Origin of the sequence: Kitasatospora sp. NPDC058184 (assembly GCF_042883725.1) — a bacterium.
Classification (GTDB): Bacteria; Actinomycetota; Actinomycetes; order Streptomycetales; family Streptomycetaceae; genus Kitasatospora.
Genome location: NZ_JBHVVE010000002.1, coordinates 489,127 through 502,642 on the forward strand (window position 1 = coordinate 489,127; position 13,516 = coordinate 502,642).

Consider the following 13,516-nt stretch of genomic DNA (forward strand, 5'->3'; position numbering starts at 1 on the left):
CGCACCCCCGCACCTCCTGTGAACTTCCTTTCGGAGCCCCCCTCATGAACAGACCCCTGCGCGTCCTCGTCAACGGCGGCGGCATCGGCGGCCTCACCCTCGCGACCGCCCTCGCCGAGCGCGGCCACCAGGTCGACGTCGCCGAGCTGCGCGAGCAGTTGGAGGCCCTCGGCGTCGGCATCATCCAGCCGTCCAACGCCCTGCACGTGATGCGCGAGATCGGCGTCCTGGACGACTGCCTCGCCGCCGGCTTCGAGTGGGAGGTGCTGACCATCTGCGACCCGGCCGGCGCCACCCTCGCGAAGATCCCGCAGCCCCGGATGGGCGACGCCCCCTCCAACAACGGCATCCCGCGCCCCGCGCTGGCCCGCGTCCTCGCCGACGCCGCCGTCAAGGCGGGCGCCACCCTCCGCTTCGGCACCACCATCGGCACCCTGCGCGAGGACGCCCACGGCATCGAGGCCGCCCTCACCGACGGGCAGGTCGGCCGCTACGACCTGGTCGTCGGCTTCGACGGCATCGGCTCGCCGCTGCGCCGCCACCTGTACGGCGAGAAGTACGCCCCCGAGTACACCGGCTTCGCCAACTGGCGTGTGACCGTCCCGCGTTCGCCCGAGGTGCGGGGCGTGGTGATGTCCTCCGGCAACCTGAACGCGAAGGCGCTGCTCACCCCGATCAGCGCGGAGCAGATGTACCTGGGCTCGGTCTTCGCCGAAGCCGAGGACTTCCGCCCCGACCCGGAACGCGCCCACGAGCAGCTGCGCGAGCGGCTGGCCGGCTTCGGCGGCCCGATCGCCGAGGCGCTGGCGCAGATCACCGACCCGGCCGCCGTGGTCTACTCGCGGATCTCCCAGGTCACCGTCGAGGAGCCCTGGCACGTCGGCCGGATCGTCCTGGCCGGCGACGCCGCCCACGCCTCCACCCCGCACCTCGCCCAGGGCGCCGCGATGGCCGTCGAGGACGCGCTCGTGCTCGCCCAGAGCCTGGACGCGGAGGACACCGTCCCGGCCGCCCTCACCGCCTGGGAGGCCCGCCGCCGCCCGCGCGCCATGTGGGTCCAGGCCCTGTCCCGGGCCGTCCTCAAGCAGGAGACGGGCACCGCGACCACGCCGGAGGAGGACGAGCTGCTCAAGGTCGGCATCCCCGGCGCGGCGCACGTCCTCGTGCAGCCGTACTGACGGCCGGCGGATTCAGCGGCGCGCTTCGGCGCGCCGCTGGGTCTGCCAGGTACTGACGCGGTGGATGACATGGAGGATGATCGCTCCGGCGACCACGTCGAGCACCGCGCTGGTGGTGGACAGGGTCACGAGCCGGCGCAGGTCGTCGACCGTGTCGACCTCGTCCTTGAGTAGGTTCGTGTACCCGTTGCCCACGTAGGTTCCGATCAGCATCGCTCCCCACCACACGGCGAGCCGCGCCCGGGAGGCCGACCGCCCGGGCGCACTGGCCTTCCAGACGTCCGAGACGACCTGGTACGGCACCCAGAGGTTCGCCACCGGGGTGATCCAGCTCGTGAGGGCCCAGGCCCGCGCCCGACGCTGGCTGCCCGGGCCGCCCAGTGCCTCGGCGTTGAGCCGGGCCCGCCACATCCAGACGGCGAACACCGCGTAGACCGGGACGAGCAACAGGAGCCACCGCGGCCCCCTGACGGAGTCCCAGAAGTCGGCGGCCGCCGTGAACTCCGCCGCCGTCGCCTTGCCCGCGAGGGCGTCCTGGACGACCAGGTAGGCGCGCCAGTCGGCCGCGGCGACCAGCACGGTCCACGCCACCATGGCGAGGATCAGGAGCGACGCCGCGGCACCCCATCCGACCACGGCCCTGTGCTGCTTCGACCTGTCCATGCTTCCCCCTCTTCCTGTCGGGTCACCGATTCACCACAGACCGGCCAGCTGCAGCACCCGGTAGCCGAGCCAGCCCGGCAGGGTCAGCGCGACGGCCAACCCCACGCCCGTCAAGTCCGCCTTCCTCGTCGCGAGTTGGGCTCGCCAGGTCATCGTCCGCCGGGGCCGCCACCCGGTGGCCGCCAGGGCGGTCCGGATGGCATGGGCCAGGTGCACCGTGGGCGTCTGCGGCGTGGAGAGGCCCATCCGCTCCATCCACGCCCACGGCCCCTTGCGTTCCGCCACCGGGAACACCCGGGGCGTCCAGTGGCCGTCGAAGGCGATCACGGCGCCGATCCAGTGCTCACCCGTGACCGCCTCCCTCGGCAGCAGCGGGGTGGGCAGGCCCTCGTTCAACTGGTCGGCCAGCTCGGACAGTCCGCGCGGAGCCAGCAGGACGAGCTTCCCGGGCGGCTGGGTGGCCCGCGCCTCGCCGATCTCCCAGCGCAGCCCCTCGCCCTTCCCCAGGCGCAGGACGATCAGCTGGGACAGGTCCATCAGCCGCCGCACGGTGTCCTGCCAGTCGTCGAGCGGCAGGTAGAACCGGGCCGCGCCCAGGAGGGGCAGGGGTTCCCCCGGCCGCCCCACCGCGATCACCGGTCCGACGGCGCCCAGCGCGGCGGCGAACTGCTCCTCCCGGCTGTGGAGGTTGATCTCCGCGGCGTCGTCCACCCGGGCGGCGGTCATATCGTCGTCGAAGCTGCGCAGGTAGAGCACCGGCCTGCGCCCGTCCCGCAACAGGGCCTGGGCCGCCCCGCGGGCGGCGAGCGGGCGGGTGCGGCGCAGGACCAGCAGTCCCGCCGCCCCGGCCGCCACGCCGCCGACCAGCACCCCGAGCGACACCGTCAGGCCCATGCCCTCGCCCCGCTCCGAGGCGGCGACGGCAACGGTGCCGCCCCCGAACAGCAGGTACCCGGCGCCGTTGGCGATCCGGACGGCCCACCGCCACCGCGGCTGTCGCGCGCCGAAGCGGTCGACGAGCCCGACGAGTTCGGCGACCCCGGACCGGCGCCGGTGCCGCAGCCACAGGGCGGGCCCGAGCAAAGCCAGGGCGATCGCCCCGCACCAGAGGGCACCGGCCCTGCTGGCCTCGACATCCACCCCCGTGCCGACGTTGACCAGCAGGTGCAGCGCGACGTAGGCCGCGGCGACGGCGGTCGCCGTGACCCACCGGGCGAGTATGCGTAGACGGGACGACACTTCAGCCCACCCCCGACCGCTTGAGCAGGACGCCTCAATCGGATACCGCAACCGACCGATCATCATGCGCGCACGATCGGTTACGGTTTGGCGCCGAACACCAGAACGGGGGCGGTCCGAAGCCCGACCGGGAGCGTGGCGAACCCACCGGCCGCGCGGGGCCGGTGCGGATCAACCCGCCGAGCGGAGCGGCGCAGGACCGGCCGAGGGCACCGGCCGGGCCACCGGCGCCGGGCGGCTGATCTGGTCCCGGCGGTCCCACACCGCCTTGGAGACGCGGGCGAGCAGGCGGGCCGCCGGGTCGGTGCGGTCCGTGCCGTCGGCGAGCGGGCCGGTGTAGCAGACGGCGATCAGGTAGGGCGGGCAGTCGGCCGGCTGGACGAGGCCGACGCCGAGCCGGGCGCCGGGGACCCAGCCGTTCTTGAAGGCGATCCGGGTGTTGGAGGGGAGGCCGGCGGCCAGGTCCACCCGGAACTCGTTGCACTCGAGGAGGGCGAGGAGTTCGGGCTCCCCGGCGAGCGAGCGCAGCAGCCGGACCAGGTCGCGGGCCGTCACCCGGTTGTGCACGCCCTGGGCGCGCGCCGTGTAGTCCTCGATCCCGCGCGGGGTGGAGCTGTGGGTGGCACCGGCGCGGCGCCACACCTCGGTGACGGCCTGCTGGGTGGTGCGGGCCAGGCAGATGTTGGTGGCCAGGTTGGAGGAGTGGGTGATCATCCGCTCGGCGAGCAGCCGGAGCGGCACGTGGGTGCCGACCAGCTCCCAGGGCAGCGGATCGCTGTCCCAGTCCGGGTCGTTGCCGAACTCGCCGCCCACGACGGACTCGAAGCGGTTCACCACCGGCACCTCGGCGTCGAGGTTCGCCCCGCCGCGGCAGAGCGCGGCGAGCACCGCGACCTTCATCGTGCTGGCGGCGTCGTGAAGTTCGTCCGGATTGTGGACAAACACCGGCTCCGCTTTTCCCGCCCAGGGGGCGACCACCACAGAGAGCATGGAGGAAGGGTAGGGGAGGTCGGGGCCGGAGCTCGACGGTTGCGGCGTACGACACGAAACCGCCTCCGCCGTCATGACGGACCGTCAGTCGCCGGGCGGCAGGGCCAGGGGCTTCCTGAGCAGCCACTGTCCGGCCGTCCGCCGGGGCCGGCGCACGACCACGCGGCCGTGGCGCTTCCTGCCGACCAGTTCGATCCGCAGCGTGACCGGCGCACCGTGGTCCGGCGCCCGGCGGTTCCTGATCCGGCTGAACTCCAGGGCCAGGCCGTCGGCGTCGACCACGATGCCCGGCCCGGTGATCAGGGTCAGGGTCTTGCCCTCCATGTCCAGGTCGATCTGCAGGGTGTCCTGCGTGATCACCGCCTCGGTGAAGTCGAGCGTCACGTCGCACCACTCCACGAAGAGCTCCAGGCGGCGCGGCACCACCCAGTGCCCCTCCCGCCTGACCCGGCTCCACCGCTGGTCGATCGTCAGGACGTCCTTGACCTCCGCCACCACCCCGCCGGGGGCGAGCGAGACGGGCGGCAGGTCGGTGGTGAGTCCGGCCAGGTCGCCGATCGTCCGCGCGGACAGGGCGGCCTCCAGGCGCTCGTCCAGCTCCTCCGAGGTCAGTCGGCCGTCGCCCGCCGCGATGCGCAGCAGCTCGGCCACCCGGTCCCGGTCGGCGTGGGAGGCCCGCATCGCGGACTCCTGGCCGCGGGCGGCCTGCTTCCCTGCGGCGGGCACGATCTCTCCCGGCATACTTCCCGTCCTGAACTCGGCTATGGTCTTCGCGCGTTGGGGTCAGCGGCGCGGACAGGAACTCACGATATATCGCGATAGGGTTTCCCGCCAGACCGGTTCGGCCGACCTGTTCGACGGGCCTGTTCAGCGGGCGGGCTCGCCCGCCGCGGCCCGCGGCTCGACCAGCATGCGGATGTCGTCGGCGGCCCAGAGCACGAACCGTTCGACCGGGACCACCCGGTGGCCCGGCTCCGGCCGGAAGCGCAGCCGCTTGAGCAGCACGGCCAGCAGCACCTGGGCCTCCACCACGGCCAGGCCCTCCCCCTCGCAGGCGCGCGGCCCCAGGCCGAACGGGATCCAGGCCAGCCGGGGCCGCCCCGCCGACTCCTCGGGGGTGAACCGCTCGGGCCGGAACCGCTCCGGCTCGGGCCAGTACGCGGGGTTCAGGTGGACGGCCCGGATCGGAAGGAAGACCACCGCCCCGGTGGGGACGACGTACCCGCCGACGGCCAGCGGCCCGGTGGTCAGCCGGGCGCCGTACGGGCCGGGCGGGTACCGACGCAGGGACTCGCGCAGGACCATCCCCAGGTACGGCAGCCGGCGCAGGTCGGCGTGGTCGGGCACCGGGCGGTCGCCGAGGACGCGGTCGAGCTCCTCGGTGACGCGCGCGGCCGCCGCCGGGTGGGCGGCGAGCAGGTGCAGGGTCCAGGAGACGGCGACGCCCGTGGTGTGGTGGGCGGCCAGCATCACCGCGAGGACGGTGTCGCGGATCCGCGCGGGGCTCTCCCCCGCCTCGACGAGGGCGCCGATCAGGTCGCTGCGGTCCCCACCGCTGCCGCCCCCACCGCTGCCGTCCCCGCCGCTCCGGCCGCCGGGGTGGCCCCGGTGGTGCGCGGCGATCACCCGGTCGACCGTCGCCCGCAGTCGGGCGAGCGCCCGGGCGGCCCGTTCGGCGCGCTGCTCCGGGGGCCGCTCGGACGGCACCCGGTAGAGGCGCTCCAACTGGTCGGTGAGCACCGCCTCGAAGGCCTCGACCACACCCTCCGGGTCCTCGATCCCCCCGTCCGGGTCGTCCGTCCCGCCGTCCAGGGCGTAGCCGCAGATCATCCGGAGCGAGAGCCCGGTGAGTTCCCGCTGGAGCTCGACGGACTGACCGGCGGGCAGGGCGGCCCAGCGGTCGGCGAGCCCGGTCGCCAGGGCGGTGAAGCGGGCGAAGTGCCGTTCGTGCGAGGGCCGTCCGGCGAGAACGGTGAGCAGCAGCCGGCGCCACGGGCCGTGCTCCCCGGCCGGGAGCACCTGGAGGTTGCCCGCCTCGAACAGCGGGTCCAGGAACGAGAACAGCCCCGGCGGCCGCTCGTCGAGGTGGGCCACGGCCTCCAGCAGCACCGGGTCGGCGATCGACACCGCGGTCTCGGCCCCCGGCAGTTGGAACCGCACGACGGGCCCGTACTCGGCGTGCAGCCACAGCTGGTAGTCGTGCAACCCGCCCGCCCGCGCGATGGCGCCCACCCCGCCGTCCGCTCTCGGCTCGGGACCGGGGATCTGCATCGGACCTCCTGGGGTGTCTTCCGGGGATCGTTCCGCGGTGCCTTTGTACGAACCGGGGCCTTCCCGTGCCACAGGACGGCCGGGGCGGTGTTCCGTACGGAGCACCGCCCCGGCCCCTTTCCGTCGCGCGGCCGGCGGGCCGGCCTCAGTTGACGACGTACCTCAGTTGACGAAGTAGCTGAACCCGACCGTCGCCGCGGTCATCCCGGCTGCCACCTCCCGCGTCACCGTCCCCTGACAGTTCGGCGCGGAATACACGTCGACCGTCACGTTCGTGAGGTTCTCGACGACCACCGGCGACACGGTCGGGTAGCACCCCCGCGCCGGATTCTGGTGCGTCACACCGTTCACCACCAGAACCCCCGTAGCCGCCTGTGCGGGCACGGCGAGTGCGAGCACTCCGGCGGCGGCCAGCATCCCGACCGCGGCAATCCGACGACGCATGACTGTTCTCCCTTCCGAGGGCGCACATCGGTTACGGCACCCTTCCGGGCCATGAATTCCCCCACCGCCCTGTCCATGTCAGAAATCCCGCCGCAAATCCCCCGAACCGAGGACAATGCCCGGCGCGGCATTCGCCCGCGGTCCGCCGGGAGTGGAAAGTCGGACCCGCCGACTTTCCGCGTCCTTCCACGCTCTTCCGCAAAGGACGGGCCGACCGCATGGCGGGGGTCACGACTGCTCGGGGAGCCCGCTTCCGGCGGTCGGCAGCGCCCGGACGGCGTCGGCGATCTCGGTGCGCAGCCCGTCGAGGGTGTAATCGGGGCCGAGGATCATGCGGCGGAGCTGGGGCATGGCGAGGCTCCAGCCGACCATGCCGAGCGTGAGGAACAGCCGCGCGCGGGCCTCGTCACCGTCACCGCCGCTGTCGCCGTCGTCGCCGCTGCCCGCCGGCCGCGCCGCCCGGATCTTGTCCTGGTAGTGGCGGGTCCGGTCCGCTTCCCCCGGAACGGGCTCGTCGCCGAGTTCGAGGGCCTCCCAGAGCAGCAGCCGCAGGGCCTCCGGGTGGTCGCGGTGGTAGTCGAAGAGCCGCTCGGCGTACGCCGCCAGGTCCTCGTCGCCGGGCGGGACGGCCTGGGCGAGGTCGGCCATGAGGCGCTCCAGGACGGCGGCGAAGAGCCTGTTCTTGTCGCCGAAGTAGTCGTAGATCGCCCGCTTGTTGGCCTGGGCCTGGGCGGCGATGCGGTCCACGCGGGCGCCGGCCACGCCGTACGCGGCGAATTCGGTGGCCGCCGCCGTGAGGATCCGCTCTTTGGTTGCCGTCGAGTCGTACGCCATGGGCCGATGGTAACGAACCGGTTCGTTTGACGATCCCGCGACGGTCTGGCACGCTCACGGCGAGCATTCGAACCATCTAGTTCGTTCGGTTGGAGTCACGATGCCCCGGATCGATCCGGCTGTCCTGCCCGAGCCCGAGCCACCCACGACCCCCGCGCCGCCCGGGCCCACACCGCCCGCGACGACGCCACCGGACCCCGTGCCCCGGCCCGCCGCCACGGGCCGGCGGCTGCCCCTGGTGATGGCGCTGGCCTGCGGCGTCAGCGTGGCCAACGTCTACTTCCCGCAGGCCCTCACCCCGCTCGTCGCCGACGGCCTCGGCATCGCACCGGGCACCGCGGCGAACCTCGCCACGGTCACCCAACTCGGCTACGCCGCAGGGATCTTCCTGCTGGTCCCGCTCGGCGACCGGCTCCCCCGTCGCCCGCTGATCACCGTGCTCCTGGTCGTGACGGCCTGCGCGCTGCTGGCCGCCGGGCTCGCCCCGGCCGCCGGCCCGCTGGTCGCGGCCGGCGCGGTCGTCGGCCTCGCCACGGTGGTCCCCCAGCTGCTCCTCCCGCTGGCCGCCGGCCTGGTCGCACCCGACCGGCGCGGCACCGTGATCGGTACCCTCCAGGGCGGCCTGATCGGCGGCATCCTGCTGGCCCGTACCTTCGGCGGCGTCCTCGGCGAACAGCTCGGCTGGCGCGCCCCCTACCTGGCCGCCGCCGCTCTCACCGCGCTGCTCGCCCTCGCCCTCGGCCTGGCCCTGCCCGCCACCCCGCCCGCCGTCCGCGACCGGTACCCGGCCCTGCTCGCCGACACCGTCCGGCTGCTGCGCACCGAACCCGCCCTGCGCCGCTCCGCACTCGGCCAGGCCGCGCTCTTCGGCGGCTTCAGCGCCACCTGGACCGCGCTCGCCCTGCTGCTCACCGGCCCGCCCTACCGGCTCGGCGCCCAGGCCCTCGGCCTGCTGGCCCTGATCGGGGCGGCGAGCATGTTCTGCGCCCCGGCCGCCGGCCGCCGGGTCGACCGGCACGGCCCGGACCGGGTCAACGCCTGGTGCACCGGCGCCACCCTCGCTGCGGCCGCGGTGCTCGCCGCGGGCGGCACCGGCGGCACGACGGGCCTCGTCGCACTGGCCGCCGGCCTCCTGCTGCTGGACCTGGCCGTGCAGTGCGGCCAGGTCGCCAACCAGGCCCGGATCTTCGCACTGCGCCCGGAGGCCCGCAGCCGGCTCAACACCGCCTACATGACCTGCTCGTTCCTCGGCGGCAGCGCCGGCTCCTGGCTCGGCATCCGCCTCCACGCCCAGCTCGGCTGGCCGGGGGTGTGCGGCCTCGTCGCGCTCACCGCGGCCGCCGCCCTGGCCGCCCTGCGGACCGGGGTCAGGGCCGGGGCCGGGGCCGGTCGCTGAGCCGCTTCCAACCGCTTCCACCAAACCACCACGTCACCGTGTCACCGCATCCCGAAGGAGTTCCCATGACGTTCCCGGCCATGCCGCCCGCCGTCCTCCAGTTCTTCCGCGCCTCCCAGGAGGGCGACGCCGACGCCTGGGCGGGGTCCTTCGCCGAGGACGGCGTCTTCCACGACCCGGTCGGCGCGCCGCCGATCACCGGCCGCCCCGCGATCCACGCCTTCATCTCCTCCGTCCTGCCCGGCTTCCGCCCCTTCCTCGGGCTGACGCCGCTGGAGGCGCACACCGTCGGCAGCCACGTCGCCGTCTCCTGGCGGGGCGCGGCCGTGGCCCTGGACGGCAAACCGGTCAACTGGTCCGGCATCAACGTCTACGAGCTGGACGACACCGGCCTCATCCGCGAGGCCCGGGCGTACTTCAACAGCGCCGTCTTCCAGGCCCAGCTCACCGGCTGACCGGCCGGGACGGACCTGATCGTGGCCGCCCCGCGATCAGGTCCGCCCCGGGAGGCCGTCCAGCCAGCGACGCGCCACCGGGCCCAGCGGCGGCTCGTCCGGGTCGTCCAGCGCGCCCTGCGCCACCCACGCGGTGAACCGCCGCAGCACCCGCGGGCGGGCATCCCGGCGCCTGGCCGGTGAGGAACGGCGGGACGAGGCCCTCGGGTTCGGTCCATCCGCCCACGAGAACCAGGCCCGCCTCGGCGAGGGCGGTCCGGGGGTCTGCCGTCCACGGGTTCGTCCGCCCCACCCGGCCTCAGTCGCCGAGCAGGCGCAGGGCCTGGCGCAGGTTGTGCTCGGCGATGGCGGCCATCGCCTCGCGGGCCGGGAAGGGCCCGTCGAGCAGGCGCAGCGGTCCCGCCGTCAGCGAGAGGCGCTGGGCCAGTGCGTAGAGGGCGAGCCGGTCCTCGTCCAGGCCGTCCGCCGCCAGCGGCCGGTAGTCGGCCCGGGGCAGGCGGATCCGCAGGAAGACGTGCTCCCACTCGACGTCGAAGTACATCGTGCCCTCGATGTCGATCAGCACCGGGCGGCCGTCCGCGTCCACCAGCACGTGGTCGGGCCCGAGTTCGCCGTGCACCACCGGGTACTCGGCGCGCGGGCGCACCGCCGCCGCCAGGGCCCGCAGCCGGTCCGCGCACCGGTCCCGGGCTTCCGCGATCCGGGGGTCGCGCGCGGCCGCCTCGGCGAGGTCGCGCAGCGCGCGGTCCAGCACGACGCCCTCGCACGACGGCCCGTGCGACGCTCCTCCGCCGTCGACCACCGCCACCTTCCCGTAGCGGGGCGCCCGGTGGCCGCGCATGGCGCCCAGTGCCTCGCCGAGCCGGGCCAGGACCGGGGCGGCGGCGCGCGGGTCGCGGGCGAGCAGCTTCTCCAGGCTCTCGCCGGGGACGTCCTCGACGATCGCGAGGTCGGCCGTGCGGTCGGCCGGGTCGTCGGCCGCGGGAGCGGCCGTGCCCGGGGCACTCCCGCCGTCCCGGTCCGTGGCGCGCTCGACGAACCGGAGCGCCGGGACCCGGACGCCGAGCGCGTCCAGCCGCGCGTGCGCGGCCTCGAACAGGTCGAGTCCGAGGCCGGGCGAGAACGGGTCGGCGAGGTCGTCGTCGCCCTCGGACGCCGGCCAGTAGTTCTCGGTCCGATCCCAGCGGTAGGCGATCGCCGTCGTCCCGTCGTCCATCCGCAGGCGGTAGACGCCCTTCTTGCTGCCGCCCGCCAGCCGCTCGACCGCTTCCAGCCGCCGCCCGCAGCCCAGCGCGGCCCGCGCCGCACCCGCCAACCGTTCCCGCACCACTGCCCCGCCCCTCGTCGTCCCGGTCGGCGGCACCCTACCGCCGCAGGTGGCGGCTCACGTCGCCGACCAGGGTGATCCGCACCCGCCGCTCGGCGAACCGCCACCGCCCGTCCTCCCCGCGCGCGAAGCGGTCGTGGTACCGGCCCCCGGCGATCGCCTGCAGCGGAAGCCCGGGCAGTGCCTGCAGCACGGTGACGTAGGAGCGGGCGACCGCCGTCCCCGCCGGCTCGTCGACCTCGACCGCCACGTTGGTGGTGACGTGCTCGGTCCGCGGTGTCCCGTCGGCGTGGATGATCACCGTCTCCCGGAACATCGCCTCGATCGCCGCGCCGCCGCGCACCGGCTCGCCGCTGCCGACGAAGACGGCGTCGGCGAGCAGGGCGCCGAGGCCCGCGAAGTCGCCGTCGTCCACGAGTTCGGCGTAGCGCGCGATCAGGTTCTCGATCGCCCGGTGGCTCGGCACCGGATCGACTGGCGCGGTCATGGTCTCCCCCGGGGCCGGACGGCGGTCATCTCCCCTGATGTTCCCACGCCTTGATCGGGCGTCGGGTCCCGATGGGGCTCGGCGGCGGCGACCACGGGAAGCACCCGGCGGCTCGCCGTGCCCGCGTGGCGAGCGGCGTCCGGCGGCTACCGGACGGGTGCCTCGGCCAGGCGGGAGATCTCGGCGGCGACGGCCTCCGGTTCGGCGGCGACGGTGACGCGGGCGACGCCGTCCAGGCCCGGGTGGCCGCCGACCCGGACGGAGTGCCGCGCGTTGCGCAGCAGGTCGAGGTCGTTGATGTCGTTGCCGAAGGCGTTGTAGGCGTCGATCCCCAGCGAGGTCAGCGCCTCCCACTTGTTGGTGGTGCCCGGGGCGAAGTCGATGATCGCCTCGTCGAGGTGGTGGTTGACGGTCATCCCGAGCGCGCGGCCGGCCTCGGCGAGGGCCGCCAGGTCGGTCGCGTCGACGACCAGGAACTTGACGACGGCGGGGAGTTCGGCGAGCTCGACCCGGCGGGCGAGGCCGCCCTGGTCGACCCGGCCGCGGATCGGGTGGTCGGCCGGTCCGGTGTAGGCGTAGTCCCACGGGCCGTCGGCGAGGTAGCCGGCCCGGAACCGCTCGACCTCGGTCAGCAGCCGCCCGAGTTCACCGGCCTCGAACGCGGCCCGCGCCCGCACCTGTCCGTCGACGGAGACCAGGCTGCCGTTCCCGCCGATCAGCGTGGCGGTGGGGAAGGCACCGTCGAGGACGGGCAGGAGGTCGCGGACCGGCCGGGCGGAGGCGAAGACCAGCTGGTGGCCCGCCCGCTCGCAGGCGTCGAGGGCGGCGAGGATCCGGCTGTCGATCGTCCGCCCGTCGAAGCAGAGCGTGCCGTCGATGTCGAAGACCGTGGTGCGGGCGCTGGAGGAGATCATAAGACGATGCTATCCAGCCGGTGCCGTACACGATCCACCACCGGTCCCGCCCGGAAACGCCCCCACGAGCCGGGGCCCTACTGGTAGTCGTCCATCAGCTCGCGGTCCACCGTCATGGCGGCCCGGTCCAGGGCCGGCAGGCCCAGGTGCTCGCAGATCAGCGCGGTGAGCCGCTGCTCGTGGTCCGGGCTCTCGGCGAACTCGCCCCCGATGCCCAGCCCGGCCGCCGTGACGAGGGGGGCCAGCGCGTTGGGCCAGCGCTCCCCGACGTGCTCGGCGCCCTCGTAGTCGACGCACGAGGAGATCCGGCCGTCCCGGTAGTGGTACGCCTTGGGGCCGTGGGCCTTGACGATGCAGGGGTTGGGCACGAACACCACCAGTTCGGCGCCCTCGGGGCAGAGCCCGCGGTAGTCGATGTCGTCGTAGTCGTTGCGGGACGGGTTGAGCATCGGGTGCACGATCACGCCCCACTCGCCGGGCGCCGGCTCCTCGCCCCGGGCGAAGGGCGGACGGTGCCGCGCGGTCAGCCCGTCGGCCACGGCGGCCCGGGTGGTTCCCCGGAAGTACACCAGGACGGTCTCGTCCTCTCCGTAGCCCTGTCCTTCCAGCCAGTCGATGGGGCCCCGGTGGATCCAGTCGTAGTCGGTCATGATCGACACGGTAGCCCTCGGCACCGACACGGCCCCCGGGACGGCCTTCGGGGCGGCCGGAGTGGGAAGTCGGCCCGGCCGACTTCCTGCTCCCGAGGCCGGGACGGTCACGCGCGGGCCGACCCGTTCGTCGGCCGCGCCGCGCGGCGGTGCCGGCGGACGGCGTCGCGGTTGGCGCAGCGCTGGGTGCAGTAGCGCTTGCGGCCGGTCCGGGTGGTGTCGGCGAAGACGGTGGCGCACTCGGCGACGGCGCACCGGCCGAGCCGGTGCATGCCGCGGCCCACCAGGTGGAAGGCGGTGCCGACGGCGATGAGGGTGGACAGCACGGCGCCGAACGACTGGTGGTCGTCGCGGTAGTGGAGGTGCCAGCCGCCCGTGTGGTCGGTCAGCCGGGGGTGGGCGGCGTCGGCGGCGAGCATCCGGTTGAGCCGCTCGGCCCGTTCGCGTTCGTCAGTCGCGTCGACCACCGACTCCCAGGTGTCCAGCAGGGCCAGGATGCGCGCCAGGTCCGCCGGCCGGACCGGCCCGTCGACCACCAGCCCGGCCGCGCGGCAGCGGTCCGCCAGTTCCTCGGCGGTCCCGGGGCGCCGGTTGGCCAGGGCCGCGGCCAGGTGCACGGCGCTCTCGCCGTAAGGGTTGAGGTGCATAAGACCATGACAGCAGGCTGC

The 13,516-nt window shown here is 74.6% G+C and carries 15 protein-coding genes; 3 read left to right on the forward strand and 12 right to left on the reverse strand.

Going from position 1 to position 13,516, the window contains the following annotated elements; all coding sequences use genetic code 11:
- Positions 1–44: 44 nt before the first annotated feature.
- On the forward strand, positions 45–1,178 hold the full coding sequence (locus tag ACFVXH_RS05350) for an FAD-dependent monooxygenase (RefSeq protein WP_074004151.1): 1,134 nt from the start codon (positions 45–47) through the stop codon (positions 1,176–1,178).
- Between the two features lie 12 nt (positions 1,179–1,190).
- On the opposite strand, the gene ACFVXH_RS05355 is transcribed toward ACFVXH_RS05350, so the two are convergent.
- The 7 genes from ACFVXH_RS05355 to ACFVXH_RS05385 all read right to left on the reverse strand — a co-directional run bounded on the left by ACFVXH_RS05355 (position 1,191) and on the right by ACFVXH_RS05385 (position 7,619).
- Positions 1,191–1,841 carry a DUF4328 domain-containing protein gene (locus ACFVXH_RS05355; RefSeq protein WP_387820322.1) on the reverse strand — a complete coding sequence of 217 codons (651 nt, stop codon included), beginning with the start codon at positions 1,839–1,841 and terminating at the stop codon, positions 1,191–1,193.
- Between the two features lie 30 nt (positions 1,842–1,871).
- Positions 1,872–3,080, reverse strand: a complete 1,209-nt coding sequence (locus ACFVXH_RS05360) for a transferase (RefSeq protein WP_387820324.1) — start codon at positions 3,078–3,080, stop codon at positions 1,872–1,874.
- Between the two features lie 171 nt (positions 3,081–3,251).
- The gene (locus ACFVXH_RS05365; protein WP_387820326.1) at positions 3,252–4,070 is read right to left on the reverse strand and encodes a serine hydrolase; all 819 of its coding nucleotides are present in this window, start codon (positions 4,068–4,070) and stop codon (positions 3,252–3,254) included.
- A gap of 84 nt (positions 4,071–4,154) precedes the next feature.
- Entirely contained in the window at positions 4,155–4,811 is a 657-nt protein-coding gene (locus ACFVXH_RS05370) for a DUF1707 domain-containing protein (RefSeq protein ID WP_387820328.1), read from the reverse strand.
- 126 nt (positions 4,812–4,937) lie between these two features.
- Positions 4,938–6,341 (reverse strand): cytochrome P450, encoded by a 1,404-nt coding sequence (locus tag ACFVXH_RS05375; RefSeq protein WP_387820330.1) that lies wholly within the window; start codon positions 6,339–6,341, stop codon positions 4,938–4,940.
- A gap of 162 nt (positions 6,342–6,503) precedes the next feature.
- On the reverse strand, positions 6,504–6,785 hold the full coding sequence (locus ACFVXH_RS05380) for a hypothetical protein (RefSeq protein ID WP_049654447.1): 282 nt from the start codon (positions 6,783–6,785) through the stop codon (positions 6,504–6,506).
- A gap of 228 nt (positions 6,786–7,013) precedes the next feature.
- Positions 7,014–7,619, reverse strand: coding sequence for a TetR/AcrR family transcriptional regulator (locus ACFVXH_RS05385; protein WP_387820332.1), 606 nt, complete (start codon positions 7,617–7,619; stop codon positions 7,014–7,016).
- 241 nt (positions 7,620–7,860) lie between these two features.
- On the opposite strand from ACFVXH_RS05385, the gene ACFVXH_RS05390 reads away from it, so the two are divergent.
- Positions 7,861–9,015: an MFS transporter gene (locus ACFVXH_RS05390; RefSeq protein ID WP_387820598.1), complete on the forward strand. Its 1,155-nt coding sequence runs from the start codon at positions 7,861–7,863 to the stop codon at positions 9,013–9,015.
- A 65-nt stretch (positions 9,016–9,080) separates the two neighbouring features.
- Positions 9,081–9,470: a nuclear transport factor 2 family protein gene (locus ACFVXH_RS05395; protein ID WP_049655217.1), complete on the forward strand. Its 390-nt coding sequence runs from the start codon at positions 9,081–9,083 to the stop codon at positions 9,468–9,470.
- A gap of 298 nt (positions 9,471–9,768) precedes the next feature.
- Here ACFVXH_RS05395 and ACFVXH_RS05400 read toward each other — a convergent pair whose 3' ends face one another.
- The 5 genes from ACFVXH_RS05400 to ACFVXH_RS05420 all read right to left on the reverse strand — a co-directional run bounded on the left by ACFVXH_RS05400 (position 9,769) and on the right by ACFVXH_RS05420 (position 13,495).
- Positions 9,769–10,800 (reverse strand): aminoglycoside phosphotransferase family protein, encoded by a 1,032-nt coding sequence (locus ACFVXH_RS05400; protein WP_387820335.1) that lies wholly within the window; start codon positions 10,798–10,800, stop codon positions 9,769–9,771.
- A gap of 34 nt (positions 10,801–10,834) precedes the next feature.
- On the reverse strand, positions 10,835–11,284 hold the full coding sequence (locus tag ACFVXH_RS05405) for a nuclear transport factor 2 family protein (RefSeq protein ID WP_387820337.1): 450 nt from the start codon (positions 11,282–11,284) through the stop codon (positions 10,835–10,837).
- Positions 11,285–11,430: 146 nt separating this feature from the next.
- Positions 11,431–12,198, reverse strand: a complete 768-nt coding sequence (locus ACFVXH_RS05410; RefSeq protein WP_387820338.1) for an HAD hydrolase family protein — start codon at positions 12,196–12,198, stop codon at positions 11,431–11,433.
- 77 nt (positions 12,199–12,275) lie between these two features.
- On the reverse strand, positions 12,276–12,848 hold the full coding sequence (locus ACFVXH_RS05415; RefSeq protein ID WP_241853023.1) for a hypothetical protein: 573 nt from the start codon (positions 12,846–12,848) through the stop codon (positions 12,276–12,278).
- A 107-nt stretch (positions 12,849–12,955) separates the two neighbouring features.
- The gene (locus tag ACFVXH_RS05420; RefSeq protein WP_387820340.1) at positions 12,956–13,495 is read right to left on the reverse strand and encodes a CGNR zinc finger domain-containing protein; all 540 of its coding nucleotides are present in this window, start codon (positions 13,493–13,495) and stop codon (positions 12,956–12,958) included.
- Positions 13,496–13,516: the final 21 nt, after the last annotated feature.

Bases quoted from the DNA above. Each gene is read 5' to 3' on its own strand.
- ACFVXH_RS05350 (WP_074004151.1), top strand. From the start codon at position 45: ATGAACAGACCCCTGCGCGTCCTCGTCAACGGCGGCGGCATCGGCGGC.
- ACFVXH_RS05415 (WP_241853023.1), bottom strand. From the start codon at position 12,848: ATGACCGACTACGACTGGATCCACCGGGGCCCCATCGACTGGCTGGAA.
- ACFVXH_RS05405 (WP_387820337.1), bottom strand. From the start codon at position 11,284: ATGACCGCGCCAGTCGATCCGGTGCCGAGCCACCGGGCGATCGAGAAC.
- ACFVXH_RS05365 (WP_387820326.1), bottom strand. From the start codon at position 4,070: ATGCTCTCTGTGGTGGTCGCCCCCTGGGCGGGAAAAGCGGAGCCGGTG.
- ACFVXH_RS05390 (WP_387820598.1), top strand. From the start codon at position 7,861: ATGGCGCTGGCCTGCGGCGTCAGCGTGGCCAACGTCTACTTCCCGCAG.
- ACFVXH_RS05375 (WP_387820330.1), bottom strand. From the start codon at position 6,341: ATGCAGATCCCCGGTCCCGAGCCGAGAGCGGACGGCGGGGTGGGCGCC.
- ACFVXH_RS05380 (WP_049654447.1), bottom strand. From the start codon at position 6,785: ATGCGTCGTCGGATTGCCGCGGTCGGGATGCTGGCCGCCGCCGGAGTG.
- ACFVXH_RS05395 (WP_049655217.1), top strand. From the start codon at position 9,081: ATGACGTTCCCGGCCATGCCGCCCGCCGTCCTCCAGTTCTTCCGCGCC.
- ACFVXH_RS05410 (WP_387820338.1), bottom strand. From the start codon at position 12,198: ATGATCTCCTCCAGCGCCCGCACCACGGTCTTCGACATCGACGGCACG.
- ACFVXH_RS05385 (WP_387820332.1), bottom strand. From the start codon at position 7,619: ATGGCGTACGACTCGACGGCAACCAAAGAGCGGATCCTCACGGCGGCG.
- ACFVXH_RS05420 (WP_387820340.1), bottom strand. From the start codon at position 13,495: ATGCACCTCAACCCTTACGGCGAGAGCGCCGTGCACCTGGCCGCGGCC.
- ACFVXH_RS05355 (WP_387820322.1), bottom strand. From the start codon at position 1,841: ATGGACAGGTCGAAGCAGCACAGGGCCGTGGTCGGATGGGGTGCCGCG.
- ACFVXH_RS05370 (WP_387820328.1), bottom strand. From the start codon at position 4,811: ATGCCGGGAGAGATCGTGCCCGCCGCAGGGAAGCAGGCCGCCCGCGGC.